At 58.8% G+C, this 23,648-nt stretch carries 20 protein-coding genes; 15 read left to right on the forward strand and 5 right to left on the reverse strand.

The genetic code is table 11. The features are described from left to right. The 9 genes from sdhA (at nt 1) to C4J86_RS09290 (ending at nt 13,270) form a co-directional block, all read left to right on the forward strand. Nucleotides 1-1,773 (forward strand): succinate dehydrogenase flavoprotein subunit, encoded by a 1,773-nt coding sequence (gene sdhA / locus C4J86_RS09250; RefSeq protein ID WP_124370170.1) that lies wholly within the window; start codon nt 1-3, stop codon nt 1,771-1,773. An 11-nt stretch (nt 1,774-1,784) separates the two neighbouring features. Then, complete coding sequence (locus C4J86_RS09255; RefSeq protein ID WP_003172807.1) at nt 1,785-2,489, forward strand: succinate dehydrogenase iron-sulfur subunit; 705 nt, start codon at nt 1,785-1,787, stop codon at nt 2,487-2,489. A 256-nt stretch (nt 2,490-2,745) separates the two neighbouring features. Further along, nucleotides 2,746-5,577: a 2-oxoglutarate dehydrogenase E1 component gene (locus C4J86_RS09260; protein ID WP_124361978.1), complete on the forward strand. Its 2,832-nt coding sequence runs from the start codon at nt 2,746-2,748 to the stop codon at nt 5,575-5,577. A 44-nt stretch (nt 5,578-5,621) separates the two neighbouring features. Then, nucleotides 5,622-6,848 (forward strand): 2-oxoglutarate dehydrogenase complex dihydrolipoyllysine-residue succinyltransferase, encoded by a 1,227-nt coding sequence (gene odhB / locus C4J86_RS09265; protein ID WP_124366429.1) that lies wholly within the window; start codon nt 5,622-5,624, stop codon nt 6,846-6,848. A gap of 108 nt (nt 6,849-6,956) precedes the next feature. Beyond that, on the forward strand, nt 6,957-8,393 hold the full coding sequence (gene lpdA, locus C4J86_RS09270) for a dihydrolipoyl dehydrogenase (RefSeq protein ID WP_124370171.1): 1,437 nt from the start codon (nt 6,957-6,959) through the stop codon (nt 8,391-8,393). 204 nt (nt 8,394-8,597) lie between these two features. Continuing rightward, entirely contained in the window at nt 8,598-9,764 is a 1,167-nt protein-coding gene (gene sucC / locus C4J86_RS09275; RefSeq protein ID WP_003190011.1) for an ADP-forming succinate--CoA ligase subunit beta, read from the forward strand. Then, nucleotides 9,764-10,645, forward strand: a complete 882-nt coding sequence (gene sucD / locus C4J86_RS09280) for a succinate--CoA ligase subunit alpha (protein WP_048729999.1) — start codon at nt 9,764-9,766, stop codon at nt 10,643-10,645. The genes sucC and sucD overlap by 1 nt, the downstream gene beginning before the upstream one ends. Before the next feature lie 427 nt (nt 10,646-11,072). After that, nucleotides 11,073-12,386 carry a branched-chain amino acid transport system II carrier protein gene (brnQ, locus tag C4J86_RS09285; RefSeq protein WP_124361981.1) on the forward strand — a complete coding sequence of 438 codons (1,314 nt, stop codon included), beginning with the start codon at nt 11,073-11,075 and terminating at the stop codon, nt 12,384-12,386. 143 nt (nt 12,387-12,529) lie between these two features. Then, nucleotides 12,530-13,270 (forward strand): DUF599 domain-containing protein, encoded by a 741-nt coding sequence (locus C4J86_RS09290; protein ID WP_124370172.1) that lies wholly within the window; start codon nt 12,530-12,532, stop codon nt 13,268-13,270. 83 nt (nt 13,271-13,353) lie between these two features. Here the strand turns inward: C4J86_RS09290 and C4J86_RS09295 are convergent, their stop codons facing one another. Then, nucleotides 13,354-13,611, reverse strand: a complete 258-nt coding sequence (locus tag C4J86_RS09295; RefSeq protein WP_124370173.1) for a hypothetical protein — start codon at nt 13,609-13,611, stop codon at nt 13,354-13,356. Between the two features lie 154 nt (nt 13,612-13,765). Here C4J86_RS09295 and C4J86_RS09300 point away from each other — a divergent pair, with 154 nt between their 5' ends. The 4 genes from C4J86_RS09300 (at nt 13,766) to C4J86_RS09315 (ending at nt 17,450) form a co-directional block, all read left to right on the forward strand. Next, entirely contained in the window at nt 13,766-14,212 is a 447-nt protein-coding gene (locus tag C4J86_RS09300; RefSeq protein WP_124370174.1) for a PaaI family thioesterase, read from the forward strand. Further along, nucleotides 14,209-14,661 (forward strand): PaaI family thioesterase, encoded by a 453-nt coding sequence (locus C4J86_RS09305; RefSeq protein WP_124370175.1) that lies wholly within the window; start codon nt 14,209-14,211, stop codon nt 14,659-14,661. Before C4J86_RS09300 ends, C4J86_RS09305 begins: the two co-directional genes overlap by 4 nt. Before the next feature lie 89 nt (nt 14,662-14,750). After that, nucleotides 14,751-16,655 (forward strand): molecular chaperone HtpG, encoded by a 1,905-nt coding sequence (htpG, locus tag C4J86_RS09310; RefSeq protein WP_124366434.1) that lies wholly within the window; start codon nt 14,751-14,753, stop codon nt 16,653-16,655. A gap of 66 nt (nt 16,656-16,721) precedes the next feature. After that, nucleotides 16,722-17,450: a dienelactone hydrolase family protein gene (locus C4J86_RS09315; RefSeq protein WP_124370176.1), complete on the forward strand. Its 729-nt coding sequence runs from the start codon at nt 16,722-16,724 to the stop codon at nt 17,448-17,450. 113 nt (nt 17,451-17,563) lie between these two features. Here the strand turns inward: C4J86_RS09315 and C4J86_RS09320 are convergent, their stop codons facing one another. Both C4J86_RS09320 and C4J86_RS09325 read right to left on the reverse strand, forming a co-directional pair. Then, entirely contained in the window at nt 17,564-18,430 is an 867-nt protein-coding gene (locus tag C4J86_RS09320; protein WP_124370177.1) for a pirin family protein, read from the reverse strand. A 64-nt stretch (nt 18,431-18,494) separates the two neighbouring features. Beyond that, nucleotides 18,495-18,911: an OsmC family protein gene (locus tag C4J86_RS09325; RefSeq protein ID WP_124361989.1), complete on the reverse strand. Its 417-nt coding sequence runs from the start codon at nt 18,909-18,911 to the stop codon at nt 18,495-18,497. Between the two features lie 170 nt (nt 18,912-19,081). Between C4J86_RS09325 and C4J86_RS09330 the strand changes: the two genes are divergently transcribed. Beyond that, the gene (locus C4J86_RS09330) at nt 19,082-20,074 is read left to right on the forward strand and encodes an amidohydrolase family protein (RefSeq protein WP_372238204.1); all 993 of its coding nucleotides are present in this window, start codon (nt 19,082-19,084) and stop codon (nt 20,072-20,074) included. A 345-nt stretch (nt 20,075-20,419) separates the two neighbouring features. Further along, complete coding sequence (locus tag C4J86_RS09335) at nt 20,420-21,751, forward strand: IS4 family transposase (RefSeq protein WP_124370178.1); 1,332 nt, start codon at nt 20,420-20,422, stop codon at nt 21,749-21,751. Nucleotides 21,752-21,801: 50 nt separating this feature from the next. On the opposite strand, the gene fabB is transcribed toward C4J86_RS09335, so the two are convergent. After that, nucleotides 21,802-23,022, reverse strand: a complete 1,221-nt coding sequence (gene fabB, locus C4J86_RS09340; RefSeq protein WP_124366438.1) for a beta-ketoacyl-ACP synthase I — start codon at nt 23,020-23,022, stop codon at nt 21,802-21,804. A gap of 11 nt (nt 23,023-23,033) precedes the next feature. Then, a complete protein-coding gene (gene fabA / locus C4J86_RS09345) occupies nt 23,034-23,549 on the reverse strand; it encodes a 3-hydroxyacyl-[acyl-carrier-protein] dehydratase FabA (RefSeq protein ID WP_003210552.1) in 516 nt (171 codons plus the stop codon). Nucleotides 23,550-23,648: the final 99 nt, after the last annotated feature.

Below are 23,648 nucleotides of genomic sequence, written 5' to 3' on the forward strand. Positions count from 1 at the left end.
ATGGCTAACATTCCTACTATTTCATTCGACGCCATCATTATTGGTGGCGGCGGTGCTGGCATGCGCGCTGCGCTGCAGCTGGCCCAGGGTGGCCACAAGACCGCCGTGATCACCAAGGTGTTCCCGACGCGTTCGCACACCGTATCGGCCCAGGGTGGCATTACCTGCGCCATCGCTTCCGCCGACCCGAACGATGACTGGCGCTGGCACATGTACGATACCGTCAAGGGTTCCGACTACATCGGTGACCAGGACGCTATCGAGTACATGTGTCAGGAAGGCCCGGCTGCGGTGTTCGAGCTGGACCACATGGGTCTGCCGTTCTCCCGTACCGAGCAAGGCCGTATCTATCAGCGTCCGTTCGGCGGCCAGTCCAAGGACTACGGTAAAGGTGGCCAGGCTGCCCGTACCTGCGCCGCGTCCGACCGTACCGGTCACGCGCTGCTGCATACCCTTTATCAGGGCAACCTGAAAGCCGGTACCACGTTCCTGAACGAGTACTACGCTGTCGATCTGGTGAAGAACGGCAAGGGCGAGTTCGTCGGCGTGATCGCCATCTGCATCGAAACCGGTGAAACCACCTACATCCGCGCCAAGGCTACCGTGCTGGCGACCGGCGGTGCAGGGCGTATCTACGCGTCGACCACCAATGCCCTGATCAACACCGGTGACGGCGTCGGCATGGCACTGCGTGCAGGCGTTCCGGTGCAAGACATCGAAATGTGGCAGTTCCACCCGACCGGCATCGCCGGTGCCGGCGTACTGGTGACCGAAGGTTGCCGTGGTGAAGGTGGCTACCTGATCAACAAGCACGGCGAGCGTTTCATGGAGCGTTATGCGCCGAACGCGAAAGACCTTGCTGGTCGTGACGTCGTGGCCCGTTCGATGGTCAAGGAAATCATCGCCGGCAACGGCTGTGGCCCGAACGGCGACCACGTACTGCTCAAGCTCGATCACCTGGGCGAAGAAGTGCTGCACAGCCGTCTGCCAGGTATCTGCGAGCTGTCCAAGACCTTTGCTCACGTTGACCCGGTGGTTGCGCCGGTGCCAGTGGTTCCGACTTGCCACTATATGATGGGCGGCGTGCCGACCAACATTCATGGCCAGGCGATCACCCAGAACGCCGATGGTGTGGACGAGATCATCCATGGTCTGTTCGCGGTAGGCGAAGTGGCCTGCGTATCGGTTCACGGTGCCAACCGCCTGGGTGGCAACTCGCTGCTCGACCTGGTGGTATTCGGCCGCGCTGCCGGCCTGCACCTGGAAAAAGCCCTGACCGACGGCATCGAATACGATGACGCCACCGACGCCAACATCGAAACCGCCCTGGCGCGCCTGAACGCTCTGAACGAGCGCACTGACGGCGAAGACGTGGCAACCCTGCGTCGCGAGCTGCAAAGCTGCATGCAGAACTACTTCGGTGTGTTCCGTACCGGCGAATACATGCAGAAGGGCATCGCCCAGCTGGCCGACCTGCGCACGCGCATCGCCAACGTCAAGATCAACGATAAGAGCCAGGCGTTCAACACCGCTCGTATCGAAGCCCTTGAGCTGCAGAACCTGCTGGAAGTGGCAGAAGCGACTGCGATCGCCGCCGAGGTTCGTAAGGAATCCCGTGGCGCCCACGCTCGTGAAGACTTTGAAGACCGCGACGACGAGAACTGGTTGTGCCACACCCTGTACTTCCCGGGTGACAAGCGCGTAACCAAGCGTGCCGTGAACTTCTCGCCGAAGACGGTGCCGACGTTTGAACCGAAGATTCGGACTTACTAAGGGTGGCTGCCATGTTGAAAGTCAGTGTTTATCGCTACAACCCTGATCAGGACGCCGCGCCGTTCATGCAGGAGTTCCAGGTCGATACCGGTGGTAAAGACCTGATGGTGCTGGATGTACTGGCACTGATCAAAGAGCAGGACGAAGGTTTTTCCTATCGTCGCTCTTGCCGTGAAGGTGTGTGCGGTTCCGACGGCATGAACATCAACGGCAAAAACGGCCTGGCGTGCATCACGCCGCTGTCCGCCGTGGTCAAAGGCAACAAGCTGATCGTTCGTCCACTGCCAGGTTTGCCGGTTATCCGTGACCTGGTTGTCGATATGAGCATCTTCTACAAGCAATACGAGAAAGTTAAGCCGTTCCTGCAGAACGATACGCCGGCTCCGGCCATCGAGCGTCTGCAGTCCCCGGAAGAGCGTGAAAAACTCGACGGCCTGTACGAGTGCATCCTGTGCGCTTGCTGCTCGACGTCCTGCCCGTCCTTCTGGTGGAACCCGGACAAGTTCCTGGGCCCGGCTGCACTGCTGCAAGCCTACCGCTTCCTGGCAGACAGCCGCGACACCAAGACGTCCGAGCGTCTGGCTTCACTGGATGACCCGTTCAGCGTATTCCGCTGCCGCGGGATCATGAACTGCGTCAACGTATGTCCCAAAGGCCTGAACCCGACTAAGGCCATTGGTCACATCCGTAACATGCTGCTGCAAAGCGGCGTGTAACTGACGTAAAAGCAGGACCGTTGTGCCCGTAAATGCTGCGGCGCAGGCTTCAACCGGCGCCGTAGTTTTAACTTGAGCAGCGACTTACAAAGCCGCGGCTCTTATTTTGAAGAAATGAGACAAGCAGGGGCATTCGGGTTGGTACCCGAACTATCAGCGTGATCCTAAGTGGCTTGTTTTGGTCGCTGCACTTGGCCTTTTGCAAGCAAACTCGGTGTTTTCGCCGGTGGTGTCCCCAAATCGAGGGTGACCAAGCATGCAAGAAAGCGTGATGCAGCGCATGTGGAACAGCGGCTATCTTTCAGGTGGTAACGCTGCCTATGTGGAAGAGCTTTATGAGCTCTACCTGCACGACCCTAACGCTGTGCCAGAAGAATGGCGCACCAAATTTCAGACGTTGTCTTCAGACGGCAACGCTGCCACCGATGTATCGCATGCTGCGATTCGCGATCATTTCGTGCTGCTGGCAAAGAACCAGCGCCGCGCCCAACCGGTTTCCGCCGGCAGCGTGAGCAGTGAGCACGAGAAGAAGCAAGTTGAAGTACTGCGACTGATCCAGGCTTACCGTATGCGTGGCCACCAGGCGGCCCAGCTTGACCCGCTGGGGCTCTGGCAGCGTCCTGCACCTGCTGACCTGTCGATCAATCATTACGGCTTGACCAATGCCGATCTTGATACGACCTTCCGTGCCGGCGACCTGTTCATCGGCAAAGAGGAAGCGAGCCTACGCGAAATTCACGAAGCGTTGCAGCAGACATATTGCCGCACCATCGGCGCTGAGTTCACGCACATCACCGATTCCGAGCAACGCCAGTGGTTCCAGCACCGTCTGGAAGGCGTGCGTGGCCGTCCGGTATTGTCCGCCGATGTGCGCAGCCACTTGCTTGAGCGCGTGACTGCCGCTGAAGGTCTCGAAAAATACCTGGGTACCAAATACCCGGGCACCAAGCGTTTCGGCCTGGAAGGCGGCGAAAGCCTGATTCCGATGCTCGACGAGCTGATCCAGCGTTCCGGTTCCTACGGCACCAAGGAAGTCGTGATCGGCATGGCCCACCGTGGTCGCCTGAACGTGTTGGTCAACACCTTCGGCAAGAACCCGCGCGAGCTGTTCGACGAGTTCGAAGGCAAGAAGAAGGTCGAACTGGGTTCCGGTGACGTTAAATACCACCAGGGCTTCTCGTCCAACGTCATGACCACCGGCGGTGAAGTTCACCTGGCCATGGCCTTCAACCCCTCCCACCTGGAAATCGTATCTCCAGTGGTCGAGGGTTCGGTGCGCGCTCGCCAGGATCGTCGTAACGACACCACCGGTGAAAAGGTGCTGCCGATTTCCATCCACGGTGACGCGGCATTCGCCGGTCAAGGCGTGGTCCTGGAAACGTTCCAGATGTCGCAGACCCGCGGCTTCAAGACCGGCGGTACGGTTCACATCGTCATCAACAACCAGGTTGGCTTCACCATCAGCAACCCGCTGGATGCGCGCTCCACCGAGTACGCCACCGACGTTGCCAAGATGATCCAGGCGCCGATTCTCCATGTGAATGGCGATGATCCGGAAGCCGTACTGTTCGTGACCCAGTTGGCCGTTGACTACCGCATGCAATTCAAGCGTGACGTGGTGATCGACCTGGTTTGCTACCGCCGTCGCGGTCACAACGAAGCGGACGAACCAAGCGGCACCCAGCCGTTGATGTACCAGCAGATCACCAAGCAGCGCACCACCCGTGAGCTGTACGCCGAAAGCCTGACCAAGGCCGGCGTGCTGGATGATGCGCGTGTTCAGGCGAAAATCGATGAATACCGCAACGCTCTGGATAACGGCCTGCATGTAGTGAAGAGCCTGGTCAAAGAGCCGAACAAAGAGCTGTTCGTCGACTGGCGTCCGTACCTGGGTCACACCTGGACCGCGCGCCATGACACCAGCTTCGACTTGAAGACCTTGCAGGAGTTGTCTGCCAAGTTGCTGGAAATCCCTGAAGGCTTCGTGGTTCAGCGCCAGGTTGCGAAGATCTACGAAGACCGTCAGAAGATGCAAGCCGGCGGCCTGCCGATCAACTGGGGTTACGCCGAAACCATGGCGTACGCGACCCTGGCGTTCGAAGGTCACCCGATCCGCATGACCGGCCAGGACATCGGCCGCGGTACGTTCTCGCACCGTCATGCCGTGTTGCACAACCAGAAAGACGCGGGCACCTACATCCCGTTGCAGAACCTGTACGAAGGCCAGCCGCGTTTCGACCTGTACGATTCGTTCCTGTCCGAAGAAGCTGTACTGGCGTTCGAATACGGTTACTCGACCACCACGCCGCAGGCGCTGGTGATCTGGGAAGCCCAGTTCGGCGACTTCGCCAACGGTGCCCAGGTGGTTATCGACCAGTTCATCACCAGCGGCGAGCACAAGTGGGGCCGTCTGTGCGGTCTGACCATGCTGTTGCCCCATGGTTATGAAGGGCAGGGTCCGGAGCACTCCTCGGCCCGTCTGGAGCGTTACCTGCAGCTGTGCGCCGAGCACAACATCCAGGTGTGCGTACCGACGACCCCGGCGCAGATCTACCACTTGCTGCGTCGCCAGGTAATCCGCCCGCTGCGCAAGCCGCTGGTCGTGTTGACTCCCAAATCGCTGTTGCGTCACAAATTGGCCGTTTCGACCCTGGAAGACCTGGCCGAAGGTTCGTTCCAGACCGTTATTCCAGAAATCGATACGCTGGACGCCGCCAAGGTCACTCGCCTGATCCTGTGCAGCGGCAAGGTCTACTACGATCTGCTGGAAAAACGCCGTGCCGAAGGCCGCGAAGACATCGCCATCGTGCGTATCGAGCAGCTTTACCCGTTCCCGGAAGATGACCTCATGGAGATCATCGCGCCTTACACCAACCTCACGAATGTCGTGTGGTGTCAGGAAGAACCGATGAACCAGGGCGCCTGGTACAGCAGCCAGCATCACCTGCGTCGCAGCATCGGCAATCACAACAAGGCTTTGGGCCTGGAGTACGCCGGTCGTGATGCATCTGCTGCACCTGCTTGTGGCTACGCGTCGATGCACGCCGAGCAGCAGGAAAAACTGCTGCAAGATGCTTTCACTGTTTAACGCCTTCGCGCTGACTGAAACCGAATTTTAAGGACCTACAGATAATGGCTATCGAAATCAAAGCCCCGTCATTCCCGGAATCGGTTGCCGATGGCACCGTTGCCACCTGGCACAAGAAACCAGGCGAGGCCGTCAAGCGTGACGACCTGATCGTCGACATCGAGACCGACAAGGTTGTGCTGGAAGTGCTGGCCGAAGCCGACGGCGTGCTGGGCGCGATCGTTGCAGAAGAAGGCGCTACCGTTCTGTCGAACCAGGTACTGGGCTCGATCGAAGAGGGCAGCGCTGCTGCCGCGCCTGCTGCTGCCGCACCGGCTGCCGCTGCCTCTGCTGCCCCGGCCGCCGCTCCGGCTGCAGGTGGCGAAGACCCAATCGCTGCACCGGCTGCGCGTCAACTGGCTGAAGAGAACGGTATCAACCTGGCTTCCATCAAAGGCACCGGCAAAGACGGCCGTGTTACCAAGGAAGACGTGGTTGCTGCTATTGAAGCCAAGAAAAACGCTCCGGCTGCCGCACCTGCCAAGGCCGCTGCTCCAGCTGCCGCCGCGCCTGTATTCGCCGCCGGCGACCGTACCGAGAAGCGCGTACCGATGACCCGTGTACGTGCCACCGTGGCCAAGCGCCTGGTTGAAGCTCAGTCGAACATGGCGATGCTGACCACGTTCAACGAAGTCGACATGACCGAAGTCATGGCCCTGCGTTCGAAGTACAAGGATCTGTTCGAGAAGTCCCACAACGGCGTGCGCCTGGGCTTCATGTCGTTCTTCGTGAAAGCGGCCACCGAAGCGCTGAAGCGCTTCCCGGCAGTCAACGCTTCCATCGACGGCGCCGACATCGTTTACCATGGCTATGCAGACATCGGCGTTGCCGTGTCCAGCGACCGTGGCCTGGTGGTTCCGGTTCTGCGTAACGCCGAGCTGATGAGCCTGGCCGAAATCGAAGGCGGCATCGCCGGCTTCGGCAAGAAAGCCCGTGACGGCAAGCTGACCATCGACGAGATGACCGGCGGTACCTTCACCATCACCAACGGTGGTACCTTCGGTTCGATGATGTCGACGCCGATCGTCAACCCACCGCAAGCTGCGATCCTGGGCATGCACAACATCATCCAGCGTCCGATGGCCATCAATGGCCAGGTCGTGATCCGCCCAATGATGTACTTGGCGCTGTCTTACGATCACCGTCTGATCGATGGTAAAGAAGCCGTGACGTTCCTGGTGACCATCAAGAACCTGCTGGAAGACCCGGCTCGCCTGCTTCTGGATATCTAAAAAGCAGCTGCAGGTCGCAAGCTGCAAGCGCCAAGCCCAAAGCGGCGAGCGGTGCTTTCAACTTGCGGCGTGCGGCTTGTAGCTTGCAGCTAAAAAGGGAACCTTTTTATGACACAGAAATTTGACGTTGTAGTGATTGGTGCAGGCCCTGGCGGCTATGTTGCCGCCATCAAGGCCGCACAACTGGGCCTCTCGACTGCTTGCATCGAAAAGTACACCGACAAGGAAGGCAAACTGGCGCTGGGTGGTACCTGCCTGAACGTGGGTTGCATTCCGTCCAAGGCGCTGCTGGACAGCTCCTGGAAATTCCACGAAGCCCAGGATGGCTTCGCGATTCACGGTATCAACCATGCTGGCGTGACCATGGACGTGCCAGCGATGGTCGGCCGTAAAGCCAACATCGTCAAAGGCCTGACTTCCGGCGTTGCCACCTTGTTCAAGGCCAACGGCGTTACTTCCCTGCAAGGTCACGGCAAGCTGCTGGCCGGCAAGAAAGTTGAAATCACCAAGCCGGATGGCTCGGTAGAAATCATCGAAGCCGAAAACGTGATCCTGGCCCCTGGTTCGCGCCCAATCGACATCCCGCCTGCACCGGTTGACCAGAACGTGATCGTTGATTCGACCGGCGCTTTGGAATTCCAGGCCGTACCTAAGCGCCTGGGCGTGATCGGCGCCGGCGTGATCGGCCTGGAGCTGGGTTCGGTATGGTCCCGCCTGGGTTCCGAAGTGACCGTGCTCGAAGCTCTGGACACGTTCCTGCTGGCTGCCGACACCGCCGTGTCCAAGGAAGCCTACAAGACCCTGACCAAGCAAGGTCTGGATATCAAGCTGGGCGCCCGTGTTACCGGTTCTAAAGTCAACGGCGAAGAAGTGGTCGTGACCTACACCGACAAGGAAGGCGAGCAGACCATCACCTTCGACAAGCTGATCGTAGCCGTTGGTCGCCGTCCAGTGACCACCGACCTGCTGGCTTCCGACAGCGGCGTGAGCATCGACGAGCGTGGTTTCATTCACGTTGACGATCACTGCGCAACCACCGTGCCGGGCGTTTACGCGATCGGCGACGTGGTTCGTGGCATGATGCTGGCCCACAAGGCTTCCGAAGAAGGCATCATGGTTGTCGAGCGCATCAAGGGTCACAAGACCCAGATGAACTACGACCTGATTCCATCGGTTATCTACACCCACCCGGAAATTGCATGGGTCGGCAAGAACGAACAGCAGTTGAAAGCTGAAGGCGTTGAAGTTAACGTCGGCACCTTCCCGTTTGCCGCTTCTGGCCGTGCCATGGCAGCCAACGACACCGGTGGTTTTGTCAAAGTCATCGCTGATGCCAAGACTGACCGCGTATTGGGCGTCCACGTGATTGGCCCAAGCGCTGCAGAACTGGTTCAGCAAGGCGCTATCGGTATGGAATTCGGCACCAGCGCCGAAGACCTGGGCATGATGGTCTTCTCCCATCCGACCCTGTCCGAAGCGTTGCACGAAGCAGCGTTGGCTGTGAATGGCGGCGCCATCCACATCGCCAACCGCAAGAAGCGCTAAGCGAGATAATAAGAAACCACGGCGGAGTTGCCCGTCGTGAGCCTTGCGCGCAAGACTCACCGCGGAATATCCGCTGGACGCAGCCTTGCGCAGCTTTACGGGCCTTAAGCCCTGCAAGTTGCGCAAGCAGCAGTCACAGGTGGCGCGGCACTCATAATGAGCGCAGCGCCGAATGCGCAGTACCTAACGAAGACGGTAAAAAGCATGAATCTTCACGAGTATCAGGGTAAGCAGCTGTTCGCTGAATACGGCCTGCCAGTTTCCAAGGGCTACGCAGTAGACACCCCGGAAGCAGCAGCAGAAGCTTGCGACAAAATCGGCGGCAGCGAGTGGGTTGTCAAAGCCCAGGTCCACGCCGGTGGTCGCGGTAAAGCGGGCGGCGTTAAGCTGGTTCGCAGCAAAGAAGACGCCAAGGCCTTCGCACAGCAGTGGCTGGGCAAGCGTCTGGTGACTTACCAGACTGATGCCAATGGCCAGCCAGTCACCAAGATCCTGGTTGAATCGTGCACTGATATCGCTAAAGAGCTGTACCTGGGCGCTGTCGTTGACCGTTCGAGCCGTCGCATCGTGTTCATGGCTTCCACCGAAGGTGGCGTGGACATCGAGAAGATCGCTCACGAAACCCCAGAAAAAATTCTGAAAGCCACTATCGATCCACTGGTTGGCGCTCAGCCATTCCAGGGTCGCGAGCTGGCTTTCCAGCTGGGCCTGGAAGGCAAGCAAGTTGCCCAGTTCGCCAAGATCTTCGTCGGTCTGGCCAAACTGTTCCAGGATCACGATCTGGCCCTGCTGGAAGTGAACCCGCTGGTGATCAAGGCTGACGGCGATCTGCACTGCCTCGACGCCAAGATCAACATCGACGCCAACGCCATGTACCGTCAGCCTAAGCTGAAGACTTTCCATGATCCGTCCCAGGACGATCCGCGCGAAGCGCACGCTGCCAAGTTCGAACTGAACTACGTAGCCCTGGAAGGTAACATCGGCTGCATGGTCAACGGTGCCGGCCTGGCCATGGGTACCATGGACATCGTCAACCTGCATGGCGGCAAACCAGCCAACTTCCTCGACGTAGGTGGTGGCGCTACCAAGGAACGTGTTACCGAAGCGTTCAAGATCATCCTGTCCGACTCCAACGTCGCTGCAGTACTGGTCAACATCTTCGGCGGCATCGTTCGTTGCGACATGATTGCCGAAGGCATCATCGGTGCAGTGAAAGAAGTTGGCGTTAAAATCCCGGTTGTTGTTCGCCTTGAAGGTAACAACGCTGAACTGGGCGCTAAAGTACTGGCAGAAAGCGGTTTGAACATCATCGCGGCTACCAGCCTGACCGACGCTGCTCAACAAGTTGTCAAAGCTGCGGAGGGCAAATAATGAGCGTCCTGATCAATAAAGACACCAAAGTTATCTGCCAGGGTATTACCGGTTCGCAAGGTAGTTTCCACACCCAGCAAGCCATCGAATACGGCACCAAGATGGTTGGCGGCGTAACTCCGGGCAAAGGCGGCACCGAGCACCTGGGCCTGCCAGTGTTCAACACCGTGAAAGAAGCTGTAGAAACCACTGGCGCTACCGCCAGCGTGATCTACGTTCCAGCACCTTTCTGCAAAGATTCCATCCTGGAAGCGGCATTCGGCGGCATCAAGCTGATCGTGTGCATCACCGAAGGCATTCCTACCCTGGACATGCTGGACGCTAAAGTTAAGTGCGACGAACTGGGCGTTGTCCTGATCGGCCCTAACTGCCCAGGCGTGATCACTCCAGGCGAATGCAAGATCGGCATCATGCCAGGTCACATTCACTTGCCAGGCAAAGTCGGTATCGTTTCCCGTTCCGGCACCCTGACCTACGAAGCTGTGAAGCAGACCACTGACGCCGGTTTCGGTCAGTCGACTTGCGTCGGCATCGGCGGTGACCCGATCCCAGGCTCCAACTTCATCGACATCCTGAAGCTGTTCCAGGAAGACCCGAAGACCGAAGCGATCGTCATGATCGGTGAGATCGGCGGTTCGGCCGAAGAAGAAGCCGCTGCCTACATCAAGGCACACGTGACCAAGCCGGTTGTTTCCTACATTGCTGGTGTGACTGCCCCTGCGGGCAAGCGCATGGGCCATGCTGGCGCAATCATCTCTGGCGGCAAAGGCACTGCAGACGAGAAGTTTGCTGCCCTGGAAGACGCAGGCGTGAAAACCGTGCGTTCGCTGGCAGACATCGGCAAGGCTTTGTCCGAGCTGACCGGTTGGGCTGTCAAGTAAGCCTCGCGCTTAGCTGACGCTTTACCAGCAAAGGCCACCTTCGGGTGGCCTTTGTGCATTTGGGCCGCCCATTTATTGAAATGTACTCGGTCCCATGTGGGAGGGGCTTGCTCCCGATGAAGGTGAATCAGTCACTGATATATTGACTGGCACACTGCCATCGGGAGCAAGCCCCCTCCCACATTTTGTCTGTATTGCCAAATTAAGTATGAAAACACGACATTGAAATGTCGCTTATCGGACAGTTCGCCCTGCAACAGTGCGTTTGTCAGGCTAATTCTGTACCCTAGCCGCCTCTTTATGCGTGCGCCTCCCAAAAGGAAGCCCCGCGCTGGACCGGTCGGTCCCGATCAGGACCGGCAGCTTTTCCCTCATCCATAGGGAAGCCCTCTCTAAATTCCGATTCAGTAGTGTGGTATTTCCTCAAATGAAAGTGTTGAAAAGCCAGGATATCCTGGCGTTGGGCTTTATGACCTTTGCCCTGTTCGTGGGCGCCGGCAACATCATCTTCCCGCCTATCGTGGGCTTGCAGTCCGGGCCACACGTCTGGATGGCCGCCTTGGGGTTCCTGATTACCGCAGTTGGCCTGCCGGTCGTCACCGTGATCGCACTGGCCAAGGTCGGCGGCGGTATGGATGCGCTGAGCAGCCCGATCGGCAAGATCGCTGGCGGCCTGCTCGCGGCGGCGGCGTACCTGGCGGTTGGGCCGCTGTTCGCCACGCCGCGTACCGCCACCGTTTCGTTCGAAGTGGGCCTGGCGCCGCTGACCGGCGAAAGCCCGCTGGCGCTGTTCCTGTACAGCTCGGTGTATTTCCTGGTGGTGTTTTTCGTGTCGCTGTACCCAGGGCGCCTGCTGGACACCGTGGGGCGTTTCCTCGCGCCGCTGAAGATCATCGCCCTGGCCATCCTTGGCATCGCCGCGTTTGCCTTGCCGGCCGGTGAAGTCGGTGTCGCCACGCCGGAATACGTCGCCGCGCCATTCTCCCAGGGCTTTATCAATGGCTACCTGACCATGGATACCCTGGGTGCGCTGGTATTTGGCATTGTCATCGTCAACGCGATTCGCTCCCGTGGCGTGGAGTCGCCCAAGCTGATCACGCGTTACGCGATTATTGCCGGGCTGATTGCCGGCGTGGGCCTGGCGCTGGTGTACATCAGCCTGTTCCGCCTGGGTTCGGGCAGTCATGCCGTGGCCGCAGGTGCCAGCAACGGTGCCGCAGTGCTGCACGCCTATGTACAACATACCTTCGGCTCACTGGGCAGCGGTTTCCTGGCGGTGCTGATTTCCCTGGCGTGCCTGGTCACCGCCGTGGGCCTGACCTGCGCCTGCGCCGAGTACTTCAGCCGTGTGCTGCCGCTGTCCTACAAGACCCTGGTGGTGATCCTCGCGCTGTTCTCGCTGTTCGTGTCCAACCTGGGCCTGACCAAGCTGATCGCGTTCTCCATCCCGGTGCTCACCGCGATCTACCCGCCATGCATCGTGTTGGTGGCCCTGAGCTTCTGTAAGGATTTCTGGCAGGAGCAGGGCCGTATCGTTGGCCCGGTCATGCTGGTGTCGTTTATCTTTGGCTGCATCGATGCGCTCAAAGGCGCGGGCCTGGCGGATTGGATGCCGTCGCAACTGATGCACCTGCCGTTGAGCGAGCAGGGCCTTGCGTGGTTGGTGCCATCGGTGATGATCCTGGTGGTGGCGGTGGTGGTGGATCGCATGCTGGGCAAACGCAGCGAAGCCATCGCGTAGTACCGGTTTCAACGCATTGCTGAAATGCCCCGTATCAATCGATACGGGGCATTTTTTATGGGCGTCATGCAGTGTCTTTTTGCTTGAGCTAGCGTCGAACAGGTGACTCATTTCTCAAATGGAAACCGTGAACAAGGGCCCACATGTCGTTTGTCGAAACCAATCAAGTCCACCTGCTTGCTGCCCTATGGTTCATCCTGTGTTGGGGCGGTTATACCCGTTACGCCACCTGGAAGGCCCGCGACACGGCCTGCCTGGCCAGCGTGTTGCATCTGTATCGCGAAGACTGGATGCGCCGCATGTTGCTGCGCGATAACCGCATCGCCGACGCCAGCGTGATCGGTAACCTGGAGCGGAACGCCTCGTTCTTCGCCTCCAGCACCTTGATCATCCTCGCCGGCATCCTCACCGTGCTGGGCGCCTCCGAGCGGGCGGTATCGCTGCTGGCGGATATCCCGATGGTGCAGCAGGCCTCCCAGGGTATGTCGGAGATCAAGTTGCTGTGCCTGGCGCTGGTGTTCGTCTACGCCTTCTTCACCTTCAGCTGGTGCATGCGTCAGTACAACTTTGCCGCAGTGCTGGTGGGCTCGGCGCCGATGATTGGTGAGCGGCATGTGTCGGAGCAGGAGCGCAATGCGTTTGCCTTGCGGGCGGCGCGGGTGATTTCGATGGCGGCCAACCAGTTCAACTTTGGCCTGCGCGCTTATTACTTCGGCATGACCATGCTGGCCTGGTTTGTCAGCCCGTGGTTGTTCATGTCGATGAGCAGCGGGGTGGTACTAGTGCTATACCGCCGTGAGTTCCATTCCGACGTTCTACAGGTGATGGTGTATACCCCGACGGAGATGCACGTCCCGGATCCGGCAAAAGACAACGTGTCTTGAACGCCGGATAAAACAGCAGGCAAAGAAAAGCCCGCTATATAAGCGGGCTATCTTTTGCAGCACTACAGCTTTACACCGTGCGATTACTGCTTGGCAGGCTCTGCAGGTGCGGCAGGTGCAGCTTCTTTCGCGGCGGCAGCGTTCGATTCGGCCTGAGCTTTGGCAGCATCGGCGTTTTCTTTCGCAGCGTCGTTCACTTTATCCTGTGCTTTCGCCATGTCTTGCTGAGCTTGCTCAGAATGTGCAGCGGCGTCTTGGGCTTTGTCTTCGGATTTCTTGTCGCAGGCAGCCAGGCCGAGGGTAGCGGCCAGCATCATGGAAATAGCTAATGTGTTGCGCATGGTGTTTCTCCTTATTGAAGATATCTACTGGCCTTTCGAACTCAAGGGGCCAGCATTAGTTCCTTTTGTTCCACAGATATATAAAGCTTTTCGCCAGGAACTTTCCAAATTATTACCTATCCGGCCCACCCACACTAATAAGAATTTAAAAACAATGACCGAAACCCCCTTGTTAGACCGCGCCACTCGCTTTGCTTCGGCGCTTCGCCATTGCCAGGTACTGGGGATTACGGTCCATGCTGCGACGGAGGAGGGCATGACGCTGGTGTTGCCCTACGGCGCGCATATCGTCGGTGATCCCCGCAGCGGCGTCATCCACGGTGGCGCGCTGACTTCGTTGATGGACACCGCCTGCGGCATGGCCACCCTGTGCGTGCTGCCCGAGTTCGAGGTATGCCCGACCCTGGATTTGCGCATCGACTACATGCATCCCGCCGAGCCGCATAAACCGGTGTATGGCTTCGCCCAATGCTACCGGGTAACCACCGATGTGATCTTCACCCGCGGCGTGGCCTATCAGGACGATCCGCAGCAGCCCATTGCCCATGTAGTAGGCACCTTCATGCGCATGGGCAAGCACCTCAAGGGGCTGCCAGCATGAGTCATCGATTCAAGACCGGCCTGGAGCAAGCGCTTGGGCGCGGCGATTACGCGGCACTGCTCGATCTGGTTCCCTACGCAAAGCTGATTGGCGTCCAATGCTCGCGCTCAGGGGACGAATTGCTGTTTCGCCTGCCAGCCAACAAGGACAACATTGGTAACCCTATATTGCCGGCGCTGCATGGCGGGGTGATCGCCGGCTTCATGGAACTGTCAGCGGCGTTGCACTTGCTCGTATTTACCGGCGCCCCGGGCCTGCCGAAAATCATCGACTTCTCCCTGGATTACCTGCGCGCCGGCCATTTTCGCGACACCTACGCCACCTGTCAGGTGTGGCGCCAGGGCCGGCGTGTCGCCAACGTGGCGATCACCGCCTGGCAAACCACGTCAGCGGAACCAATTGCCACCGCTCGCGCACATTTCAAGATCGAGGAACCGCCGCGCCCTTGAAATCCAGGTTGGAGCCCCCAACTTTGATGACAACCCGCCGCCAACCCTTTCGGGCGCGGCCATTGCCATCCAATTGGAGTTTGATGACCATGAGTGTGGAAACTCAAAAGGAAACCCTGGGCTTCCAGACCGAGGTGAAGCAGCTGCTGCACCTCATGATCCATTCGCTGTATTCCAACAAGGAAATTTTCCTTCGCGAATTGATCTCGAACGCCTCTGACGCTGTCGACAAATTACGTTTCGAAGCCCTGTCCAAGCCTGAGTTGCTGGAAGGTGGCGCCGAACTGAAAATCCGTGTGAGCTACGACAAAGACGCCAAGACCGTCACCCTCGAAGACAACGGTATCGGCATGAGCCGTGACGATGCGATCACCCACCTGGGGACCATCGCCAAATCCGGCACCGCAGACTTCATGAAGAACCTGTCGGGCGATCAGAAAAAAGATTCTCACCTGATCGGCCAATTCGGCGTGGGTTTCTATTCGGCTTTCATCGTTGCCGACAAGGTAGAAGTATTCAGCCGCCGCGCCGGTCTTGACGCCAGCGAAGGTGTGCACTGGGCTTCCAAAGGTGAGGGCGAGTTTGAAATCGCCACCCTCGACAAGCCCGACCGTGGCACCCGTATCGTGCTGCACCTGAAAGATGGCGAAGACGAATTCGCCGATGGCTGGCGCCTGCGCAACATCATCAAGAAATACTCCGACCACATCGCCCTGCCGATCGAGCTGCCGAAAGAACAGACGGCTGCCGAAGGCGAAGAAACACCGGCCGTCGAATGGGAAACCGTCAACCGCGCCAGCGCCCTGTGGACCCGTCCGCGTACCGAGATCAAGGACGAGGAATACCAGGAGTTCTACAAGCACATCGGCCACGATTACGAGAACCCGCTGAGCTGGAGCCACAACAAGGTCGAAGGCAAGCTGGAATACAGCTCGCTGCTCTACGTGCCGGCCCGTGCGCCGTTCGACCTGTACCAGCGCGAAGCGCCGAAGGGCCTGAAGCTTTACGTACAGCGTGTGTTCGTGATGGACCAGGCGGAATCGTTCCTGCCGCTGTACCTGCGCTTCATCAAGGGTGTGGTCGACTCCAACGACCTGTCGCTGAACGTGTCGCGTGAGATCCTGCAAAAAGACCCGATCATCGACTCCATGAAGTCGGCGTTGACCAAGCGCGTACTCGACATGCTGGAAAAACTGGCGAAGAACGAGCCTGAGAAATACAAGGGCTTCTGGAAAAACTTCGGCCAGGTCATGAAAGAAGGTCCGGCAGAAGATTTCGCCAACAAGGAAAAAATCGCCGGCCTGCTGCGCTTTGCCTCGACTCAAGGTGAAGACGGTGAACAGGTTGTGTCGCTGGCCGACTACCTGGCACGCGCCAAGGAAGGTCAGGACAAGATCTACTACCTCACCGGTGAAACCTACGCTCAGGTTAAAAACAGCCCGCACCTGGAAGTCTTCCGCAAGAAAGGCATCGAAGTGCTGCTGCTGACCGACCGTATCGATGAGTGGCTGATGAGCTACCTCACCGAATTCGACGGCAAGTCGTTTGTGGACGTGGCGCGTGGCGACCTGGACCTGGGCAACCTGGATTCCGAGGAAGACAAGAAAGCCGCTGAAGAAGTCGCCAAGTCCAAAGAAGGCCTGGTTGAGCGGATCAAGGCGTCCCTGGGTGAAGCCGTCAGCGAAGTGCGGGTTTCCCATCGTCTGACCGATTCGCCGGCTATCCTGGCCATCGGCGAGCAGGACCTGGGCATGCAGATGCGTCAGATCCTCGAAGCCAGCGGTCAGAAGGTTCCGGATTCCAAGCCGATCTTCGAATTCAACCCGGCGCACCCGCTGATCGAGAAGCTCGACGGTGAGCAGAGCGAAGAGCGTTTTGGCGACCTGTCGCACATCCTCTTTGATCAGGCGGCCCTGGCCGCTGGCGACAGCCTGAAAGACCCGGCCGCCTATGTGCGCCGACTGAACAAGCTGTTGGTTGAACTGTCGGTTTAACACCGTTGTAGAAAAACCCGCTTCGGCGGGTTTTTTCGTTTTAGCGCACCTCAACTGGAGTGAATCATGAGCCAAGTCACACTACGTTCCGTGGTCTATCAGATTGATGGCCAGACTTATGAAAGCCGCTTGGCGTTCGATGCGACCCACAAAGGCCCGCTGCCGGGGCTGTTGATGGCGCCGAACTGGATGGGCGTGAGCGCAGGGGCCGAAGAGATCGCCAAGAGCGTGGCCGGCCACGGCTATGTGGTGTTGATCGCCGACCTCTATGGGCAAACCGTGCGCCCTTCGAACGGCGATGAGGCCGGTGCGGCGATGATGCCGCTGAAGAACGACCGTGCCTTGCTGAACAAGCGTATGCAAGCCGCCTTCGAACAGCTGCAAAGCCAGACTGAAGCGGCTGTGGATACGTCGAAACTGGCGACCTTCGGCTTCTGCTTCGGTGGCTGCTGCTCCCTGGAGCTGGCCCGTACCGGTGCGCCGTTGAAAGCGGCGGTATCGTTCCATGGCACCCTCGACACACCGAACCCCGCAGATGCGAAGAACATCAAGGGTTCAGTGCTGGTGCTGCACGGCGCCTCGGACCCGCTGGTACCGAAAGAACAACTGCCGGCGTTCGAAGATGAAATGAACGCGGCGGGTGTGGATTGGCAATTGCTCAGCTACGGTGGCGCGGTGCATTCCTTTACCGACCCCGAAGCCAATGTGCCGGGCAAGATGATGTATGACGCCAAGACCGCAGCGCGGGCGTTCCGGTCGATGCATAACTTGCTGGATGAGGTGTTCAAGGGCTGATTTTTTAGTGTCTGTTCGGACGCTATCGGGGGCAAGCCCCCTCCCACACTTGGATTGTGAATACAGTGCAAATGTGGGAGGGGCGGTGCGACGATTCGACTTGCCCCCGATGACTATCTAACAGGCAACTCAATCCTTTCAGACTCCCCCGGCACCGTCGGCCAATCCCCAGCCGCCCATCGCTGCCGCGCCTGTTCAATCACCGCCGGGTCGCTCGCCACAAAGTTCCAGTTGATCCGCCGTGGCCCATCCAGCGGCGCGCCGCCAAGTATCACCAGGTGGCAGGCACTCTCGGCAGACAGGGTCATCTCCTGTCCAGTCGGTAAGACCACCAGGCTGCGTACCTCCAGAACCTCACCGTCCAACTGCGCCTCACCCTCCAGTACATACACCGCGCGCTCCTCGTGCTCATCCGGAATCAGCAGGGTAGTGGCCGTCTGCATGCGCACGTCGGCGTACAGCGTGGGCGACAGCACCGGTACGGGCGACTTGAGACAGAACCCGCTGCCGGCGATCAGGCGCACCTGCACGCCCAGGTTATCGCTGACCGGCAAACTGGCCGCCGGATGATGGCTGTAGTGGCCCGGCCCGGTTTCGTGGTGCTTGGGCGATGCCAGCCACACTTGCAGCCCATGCAGCGTAAAACCACTGGCCTTGACCGCCTCGGGCGTGCGCTCGACGTGGGCAATCGCGCTGCCGGCAGTCATCCAGCTGACCTCGCCGGCCTGCACCACTTGGTCCGAGCCCAGGCTGTCTTTGTGCTGCAAGGTGCCTTCGAACAGATAGGTGAGGGTCGACAGCCCGATATGGGGATGCTGGCGGATATTCATCCCGCTGCCCGGCGCGTAACGGGTCGGCAGCATATGGTCGAAAAACACGAAAGGCCCGACGCTGCGACATTCACGCGAGGGCAGTGGGCGCAGGATAGGCTGGCCCTCGACATCTTCGGGGCGAGGGCGGATCACGGTGAGCGTGGTCATGGGGGCATCCCTGTCTGAGCGGGTTGGATGACGCTGAGCATAACCCGCTCGGACAAAGTTGGCGTTATTGGCTGAAGGCGCCTTCCGAAAGTGTGGTCTCGATGCTGACTTCGGCGGTGGTCATCAGTTTGTGCACCGGGCACTTGTCGGCGACACGGTGCAACTCATCGCGCTGAGCATCGGTGAGCACGCCCTTGAGGGTCAGCTTGACGTTGAGCCTGTACTTACCTTTTTGCTCTTCGGCGGCGTCGTGGGTAACTTCTACCGTCACGCCGGTGAGCGGAATGTCTTTCTTCTGCGCATAGAGCCTGACGGTCAAGGCCTTGCACGATGCCAGCGCAGCATCGAAGTAATCATGGGGAGATGGCGCTGAATCGTCACCTCCCAGGCTCTTGGGCAGGTCGGTAAACAGCTCGTGGTTGTTGATAGCGACGCTGTGACGGAAATTCTCAGCGTTCAACGTATTGACGGTAACAGGCATGGCGAACCTCACAAGGCTGTGGATGACGGTCATGCAGTAATAGAACATGCCGACGGTGGGGCGTTCCAGGTTTTTGTCCGTGCTGAACCCTGATGCGTGGCGTAGGGTCTACCCGTATCAGCCCCTATCGAGGTATCACCGTGCTCTGGACCCGTGTGAGTTTTGCCCTGATGCTCGCCGCCAGCAGCCTTGCCGCGCAGGCTCGCGAGTATGCCTACAGCGATGCGCACCTGCATTACGTGGATTTTTTCCAGGAAACCGCAGGCATGGCCAAGCTGCTCAGGGTCATGGCGGAGAATCGCATCGACCATGTGATGATTTCCGGCATTCCCGTGGCCAAGAAATGGCATGAGGACGAACCCAAGCGTCCGCGCTATTACGCAGGCGATGACGCCGATGCCTATTGGTACAGCGCCACCGATGTGATCGTCGCCGCTGCGGTCAATAAGCTGACCCCCGAACAGCGCCAGCACTTTCATCCGTTCCTGGCCGGTTTCAATCCAAACGACAAGAACTCCGCTGCCCACATCCAGCGCATGCTCGACCTCAACCCGGGGCTGTGGCAGGGCATAGGCGAGGTGTTTACCCGCCACGACGACCTCACCGCGCTGACCTCGGGTGACACACCACGTGCCAACAACGAAGCCATGACGCGCATCTATCACTTGGCGGCGGAGAACGACCTGCCGGTGATGGTGCACTCCAACATCACCTCCAAGCGCGAGCGCAACCCGTTGTACCTGGCCGAAATCGAGCAGCCGCTGCGCAACCATCCGCACACGCGTTTTATCTGGGCCCACGCCGGCACCAGCAAGGAAATCCATCGCCATCAGGTGCAAATGGAGTTCTTGCTGCCCACCTTGAATCGCCTGCTGGAAACCTACCCCAACCTGTATATCGACCTATCGTGGAGCATGCTTACCCCGTATTTGCTGGATGATGCCGGAAAGCCCCGGCCGGAGTGGGTCAAGCTGGTAGAGCGTTTCCCGGATCGCTTTATGCTGGGCTCTGACGTGGTAGGACGCTTCAACAAGCTGGGTAAGGAAATGCGCCGCTTTGATCCCTTCCTTGATGCATTGCCTGAAGACGTTGCCCACAAGGTCGCGCGGGATAACTTTTTGGCCATTCTGCCCAAGTCGCCTCGCGATGAGGGAGCGCACTGATAGCGGGTTTTGGTTTTGTGTAATGACGTAAGACGCCGTTAACGTACAGCGGTGGCGCGGTTTTTGTGTAGGGCTGGGGCTGAGGTGGCCCTATCGGGGCATAGGTATCTACACAATTTTGGCACGCTCCTGAACCTGTGACGGCTCAGGAGCCGAAGCCTCTCTAACTGACGCCCCGCGACCAAAATGTGGGAGGGGGCTTGCCCCCGATGCAGGTGACCCGGTCTCATTCAATGGCCCATAAAAAAGCCCCGAACCAGTCGTAATGCTGTTCACTTAAGCATTTGAGCTAAAGCGGGGCTTCCTAGAAAATCCGGTGCCAGACCTCTGGCATCGGATTTTTTTATGTCTGTTCAACAGGACCTGCTCGACCTCGGCGACCTTTTCAACTTCTGCGACCTAAGCACTTTCACCCAAAACATCCCCATAGAGTGGGTAGCGTCTGCGCTGGATCTATCCAGTCAGGCCACTATTCGTCGGCGTCGCTTGCCCGCCGATCAGGTGCTTTGGTTGGTGCTTGGCATGGCGTTGTTTCGTGATGAGCCTGTCCATGAGGTCGCTAGACGGTTGAACATTTGCGCTCAAGGCCTCGCCTCCGACCACTTGTTGGCCCGAAGCGGCGTCACTGAAGCCCGCAAGCGACTAGGGGCCGAACCCGTTGAGTGGTTATTCCGTAAAACCGGCACTCAATGGGGCTCGGAGCGCTACGACGAGGACGACTGGCACGGTTTGCAGGTATTCGCGGTGGACGGTGCGCTCTTGCGCACACCGGACACACCTGAGCTTCGAGATCATTTCGGGTCAGGAAATACGCCCAGTGATCGTCAGACTCCCTTCCCCATGATGCGCTTGGTGGCGCTGATGAACGTACGCTCGCACTTGATCCTGGATGCGCAGTTAGGACCTTACCGGCGCAGTGAAATGCGCTTGGCCGACGAGTTTTTGCAGCAAGTCCCCGACCACTCCGTGACGCTATTCGATAAAGGATTTTGGGGCGCAGAAATGCTGTTGAGCCTGAGTAACACCGGAACCCACCGTCATTGGTTGATCCCCGCCAAAAAAGGCACGGTCTGTGAGGAAGTGGTCCGTTACGGCGAGCACGACCGCCTGGTGCGCATGAAGGTCTCACCGCAAGCCAGAAAGAGAAATCCGGCTCTTGGCACCCACTGGGAAGCCCGCGAAGTCAGCTATGAAATCCAAGGCAGATTAAAAACTGTCATGACGTCGTTACCAGCCAGCACCTACAGCACCAAGGTCGTTGCCAAACTTTATCAGGAACGCTGGGAAATCGAATTGGGCTTTAGGGATATCAAAAGCTCTATGCAGCAGAATGCCGTGACCTTGCGCAGTAAAAAAATCGACTTGGTCTATCAGGAGGTCTGGGGACTCTTACTCGCTTACAACGTGATTCGCCGGGAGGCCGGTCAAGCAGCGGTAGCATTTGGTCGAGCTCCGTCGGACATACGCTTTAAGCCCGTTTGCCAGTATATCGCCGTGCAGTTGATCGTGATGGCAGCAGCCAATCCGGTTTCAGCCACAGGCAGACGCTTGGCCGAACTAAGGAAGGGTATCGGCAGCTTGTTTCTGGATCACCGCCCCAGACCTGCAAGGCCGAGGACGGTGAAGATCTCAAAAACCCGATTTCCAGTGGATCGCAATGCTGCTCCGCTTAAGTGAACAGCATTACCGAACCAGTCGGGGCTTTTCATTGGATCAAGCTACAGGCCTTACTTGCCCTGCCAGCGTTTCAGCACCAGGGTGGCGTTAGTGCCACCAAAGCCGAAGCTGTTGCTCATCACGGTGTCGATTTTTACATCTTCAACGGTCTTGGTCAGGATCGGCATATCGGCGACGACCGGGTCGATCTCGTCGATGTTGGCCGAACCGGCCATGAAGTTGCCTTCCATCATCAGCAGGCAGTAGATCGCTTCGTGAACGCCAGCGGCGCCCAGGGAGTGACCCGACAGGCTCTTGGTGGAGCTGATTTTCGGCGCCTTGTCCCCGAATACCGCACGTACGCCTTCCATTTCCTTGGCGTCGCCGACCGGAGTCGAAGTGCCGTGGGTGTTCAGGTAGTCGATCGGGGTGTCCACGGTGGACATCGCCATCTGCATGCAACGGATGGCGCCTTCACCGCTTGGCGCAACCATGTCGTAGCCGTCGGATGTCGCACCGTAGCCGACGATTTCCGCGTAGATCTTGGCGCCACGGGCCAGGGCGTGTTCCAGTTCCTCGACCACGACCATGCCGCCACCGCCGGCGATGACGAAACCGTCACGCTTGGCGTCGTAGGCGCGGGAGGCCTTTTCCGGGGTTTCGTTGTACTGGGTGGACAGCGCGCCCATGGCGTCGAACAGGAACGACTGGCTCCAATGTTCTTCTTCACCGCCGCCGGCGAATACGATGTCCTGCTTGCCCAGTTGAATCTGCTCAACGGCAGTGCCGATGCAGTGGGCGCTGGTGGCGCAGGCCGAGGAGATCGAGTAGTTGACACCCTTGATCTGGAACGGCGTGGCCAGGCAAGCCGAAACTGTGCTGCCCATGGTCCGCGTGACACGGTACGGGCCAACGCGTTTCACGCCTTTTTCGCGCAGGATGTCCAGCGCTTCCATCTGGTTCAGGGTGGATGCGCCGCCGGAGCCGGCGATCAGGCCGGTACGTACGTTCGACACCTGGTCTTCGCTCAGGCCGGAGTCGGCGATCGCGTCTTTCATGGCCAGGTAGGCGTAGGCGGCAGCGTGGCCGACGAAGCGATAGATCTTGCGATCGATCAGTTCTTCGAGGGGCAGGTCAATGGAGCCGGAAACCTGGCTACGCAGACCCATTTCGGCATATTCCGGGTTGAAGCGGATGCCAGGGCGACTTGCACGCAGGTTAGCGGTGACGGTCTCTTTGTCATTGCCCAGGCAAGAAACGATGCCCAGACCAGTGATAACGACGCGGCGCATGCGGATAACCCTTAAAAGTTGTCAGTGGAAGTGAATACGCCGACCCGAAGGCCTTCGGCAGTATAGATCTCGCGACCGTCGACAGTCACCGAACCGTCGGCGATGGCCAGGTTCAGCTTGCCCTTGAGGACGCGCTTGATTTGAATGTTGTAGGTGACTTTCTTGGCGGTCGGCAGGACCTGGCCAAAGAACTTCACTTCGCCCGAACCCAGGGCGCGACCGCGACCCGGAAGGCCTTGCCAGCCCAGGTAGAAGCCGACCAGTTGCCACATGGCATCGAGGCCCAGGCAGCCCGGCATCACCGGGTCTCCTTCGAAGTGGCAGGCGAAGAACCACAGGTCAGGGGTGATATCCAGCTCGGCGACCAATTCACCTTTGCCGTACTTGCCACCCTCTTCGCTGATATGGGTGATGCGATCCACCATCAGCATGTTCGGGGCGGGCAGTTGCGCGTTACCTGGGCCGAACAGCTCACCGCGACTGCAGCGCAGCAGGTCTTCCCGAGTAAAGGCGTTTTGTTTGGTCATGCGAGCTCCTCAATAATCCCATGCGGCAGGGTAGGGCAAATCTTCCCGAACCGAATGAAGCGTTCATGCCTCATAGCGGTAGCCTACACATAGACTATT

The organism is Pseudomonas sp. R2-7-07, from assembly GCF_003852355.1.
GTDB lineage: Bacteria > Pseudomonadota > Gammaproteobacteria > Pseudomonadales > Pseudomonadaceae > Aquipseudomonas.

Excerpts from the sequence above, each read along its gene's own strand:
- C4J86_RS09315 (WP_124370176.1), top strand. The coding sequence starts at position 16,722 with ATGAGCCAAGTCACACTACGTTCCGTGGTCTATCAGATTGATGGCCAG.
- C4J86_RS09255 (WP_003172807.1), top strand. The coding sequence starts at position 1,785 with ATGTTGAAAGTCAGTGTTTATCGCTACAACCCTGATCAGGACGCCGCG.
- sdhA (WP_124370170.1), top strand. The coding sequence starts at position 1 with ATGGCTAACATTCCTACTATTTCATTCGACGCCATCATTATTGGTGGC.
- C4J86_RS09330 (WP_372238204.1), top strand. The coding sequence starts at position 19,082 with ATGCTCGCCGCCAGCAGCCTTGCCGCGCAGGCTCGCGAGTATGCCTAC.
- C4J86_RS09335 (WP_124370178.1), top strand. The coding sequence starts at position 20,420 with ATGTCTGTTCAACAGGACCTGCTCGACCTCGGCGACCTTTTCAACTTC.
- C4J86_RS09260 (WP_124361978.1), top strand. The coding sequence starts at position 2,746 with ATGCAAGAAAGCGTGATGCAGCGCATGTGGAACAGCGGCTATCTTTCA.
- C4J86_RS09300 (WP_124370174.1), top strand. The coding sequence starts at position 13,766 with ATGACCGAAACCCCCTTGTTAGACCGCGCCACTCGCTTTGCTTCGGCG.
- fabA (WP_003210552.1), bottom strand. The coding sequence starts at position 23,549 with ATGACCAAACAAAACGCCTTTACTCGGGAAGACCTGCTGCGCTGCAGT.
- C4J86_RS09290 (WP_124370172.1), top strand. The coding sequence starts at position 12,530 with ATGTCGTTTGTCGAAACCAATCAAGTCCACCTGCTTGCTGCCCTATGG.
- brnQ (WP_124361981.1), top strand. The coding sequence starts at position 11,073 with ATGAAAGTGTTGAAAAGCCAGGATATCCTGGCGTTGGGCTTTATGACC.
- sucC (WP_003190011.1), top strand. The coding sequence starts at position 8,598 with ATGAATCTTCACGAGTATCAGGGTAAGCAGCTGTTCGCTGAATACGGC.
- htpG (WP_124366434.1), top strand. The coding sequence starts at position 14,751 with ATGAGTGTGGAAACTCAAAAGGAAACCCTGGGCTTCCAGACCGAGGTG.
- C4J86_RS09305 (WP_124370175.1), top strand. The coding sequence starts at position 14,209 with ATGAGTCATCGATTCAAGACCGGCCTGGAGCAAGCGCTTGGGCGCGGC.
- lpdA (WP_124370171.1), top strand. The coding sequence starts at position 6,957 with ATGACACAGAAATTTGACGTTGTAGTGATTGGTGCAGGCCCTGGCGGC.
- odhB (WP_124366429.1), top strand. The coding sequence starts at position 5,622 with ATGGCTATCGAAATCAAAGCCCCGTCATTCCCGGAATCGGTTGCCGAT.
- C4J86_RS09325 (WP_124361989.1), bottom strand. The coding sequence starts at position 18,911 with ATGCCTGTTACCGTCAATACGTTGAACGCTGAGAATTTCCGTCACAGC.
- fabB (WP_124366438.1), bottom strand. The coding sequence starts at position 23,022 with ATGCGCCGCGTCGTTATCACTGGTCTGGGCATCGTTTCTTGCCTGGGC.
- C4J86_RS09295 (WP_124370173.1), bottom strand. The coding sequence starts at position 13,611 with ATGCGCAACACATTAGCTATTTCCATGATGCTGGCCGCTACCCTCGGC.
- sucD (WP_048729999.1), top strand. The coding sequence starts at position 9,764 with ATGAGCGTCCTGATCAATAAAGACACCAAAGTTATCTGCCAGGGTATT.
- C4J86_RS09320 (WP_124370177.1), bottom strand. The coding sequence starts at position 18,430 with ATGACCACGCTCACCGTGATCCGCCCTCGCCCCGAAGATGTCGAGGGC.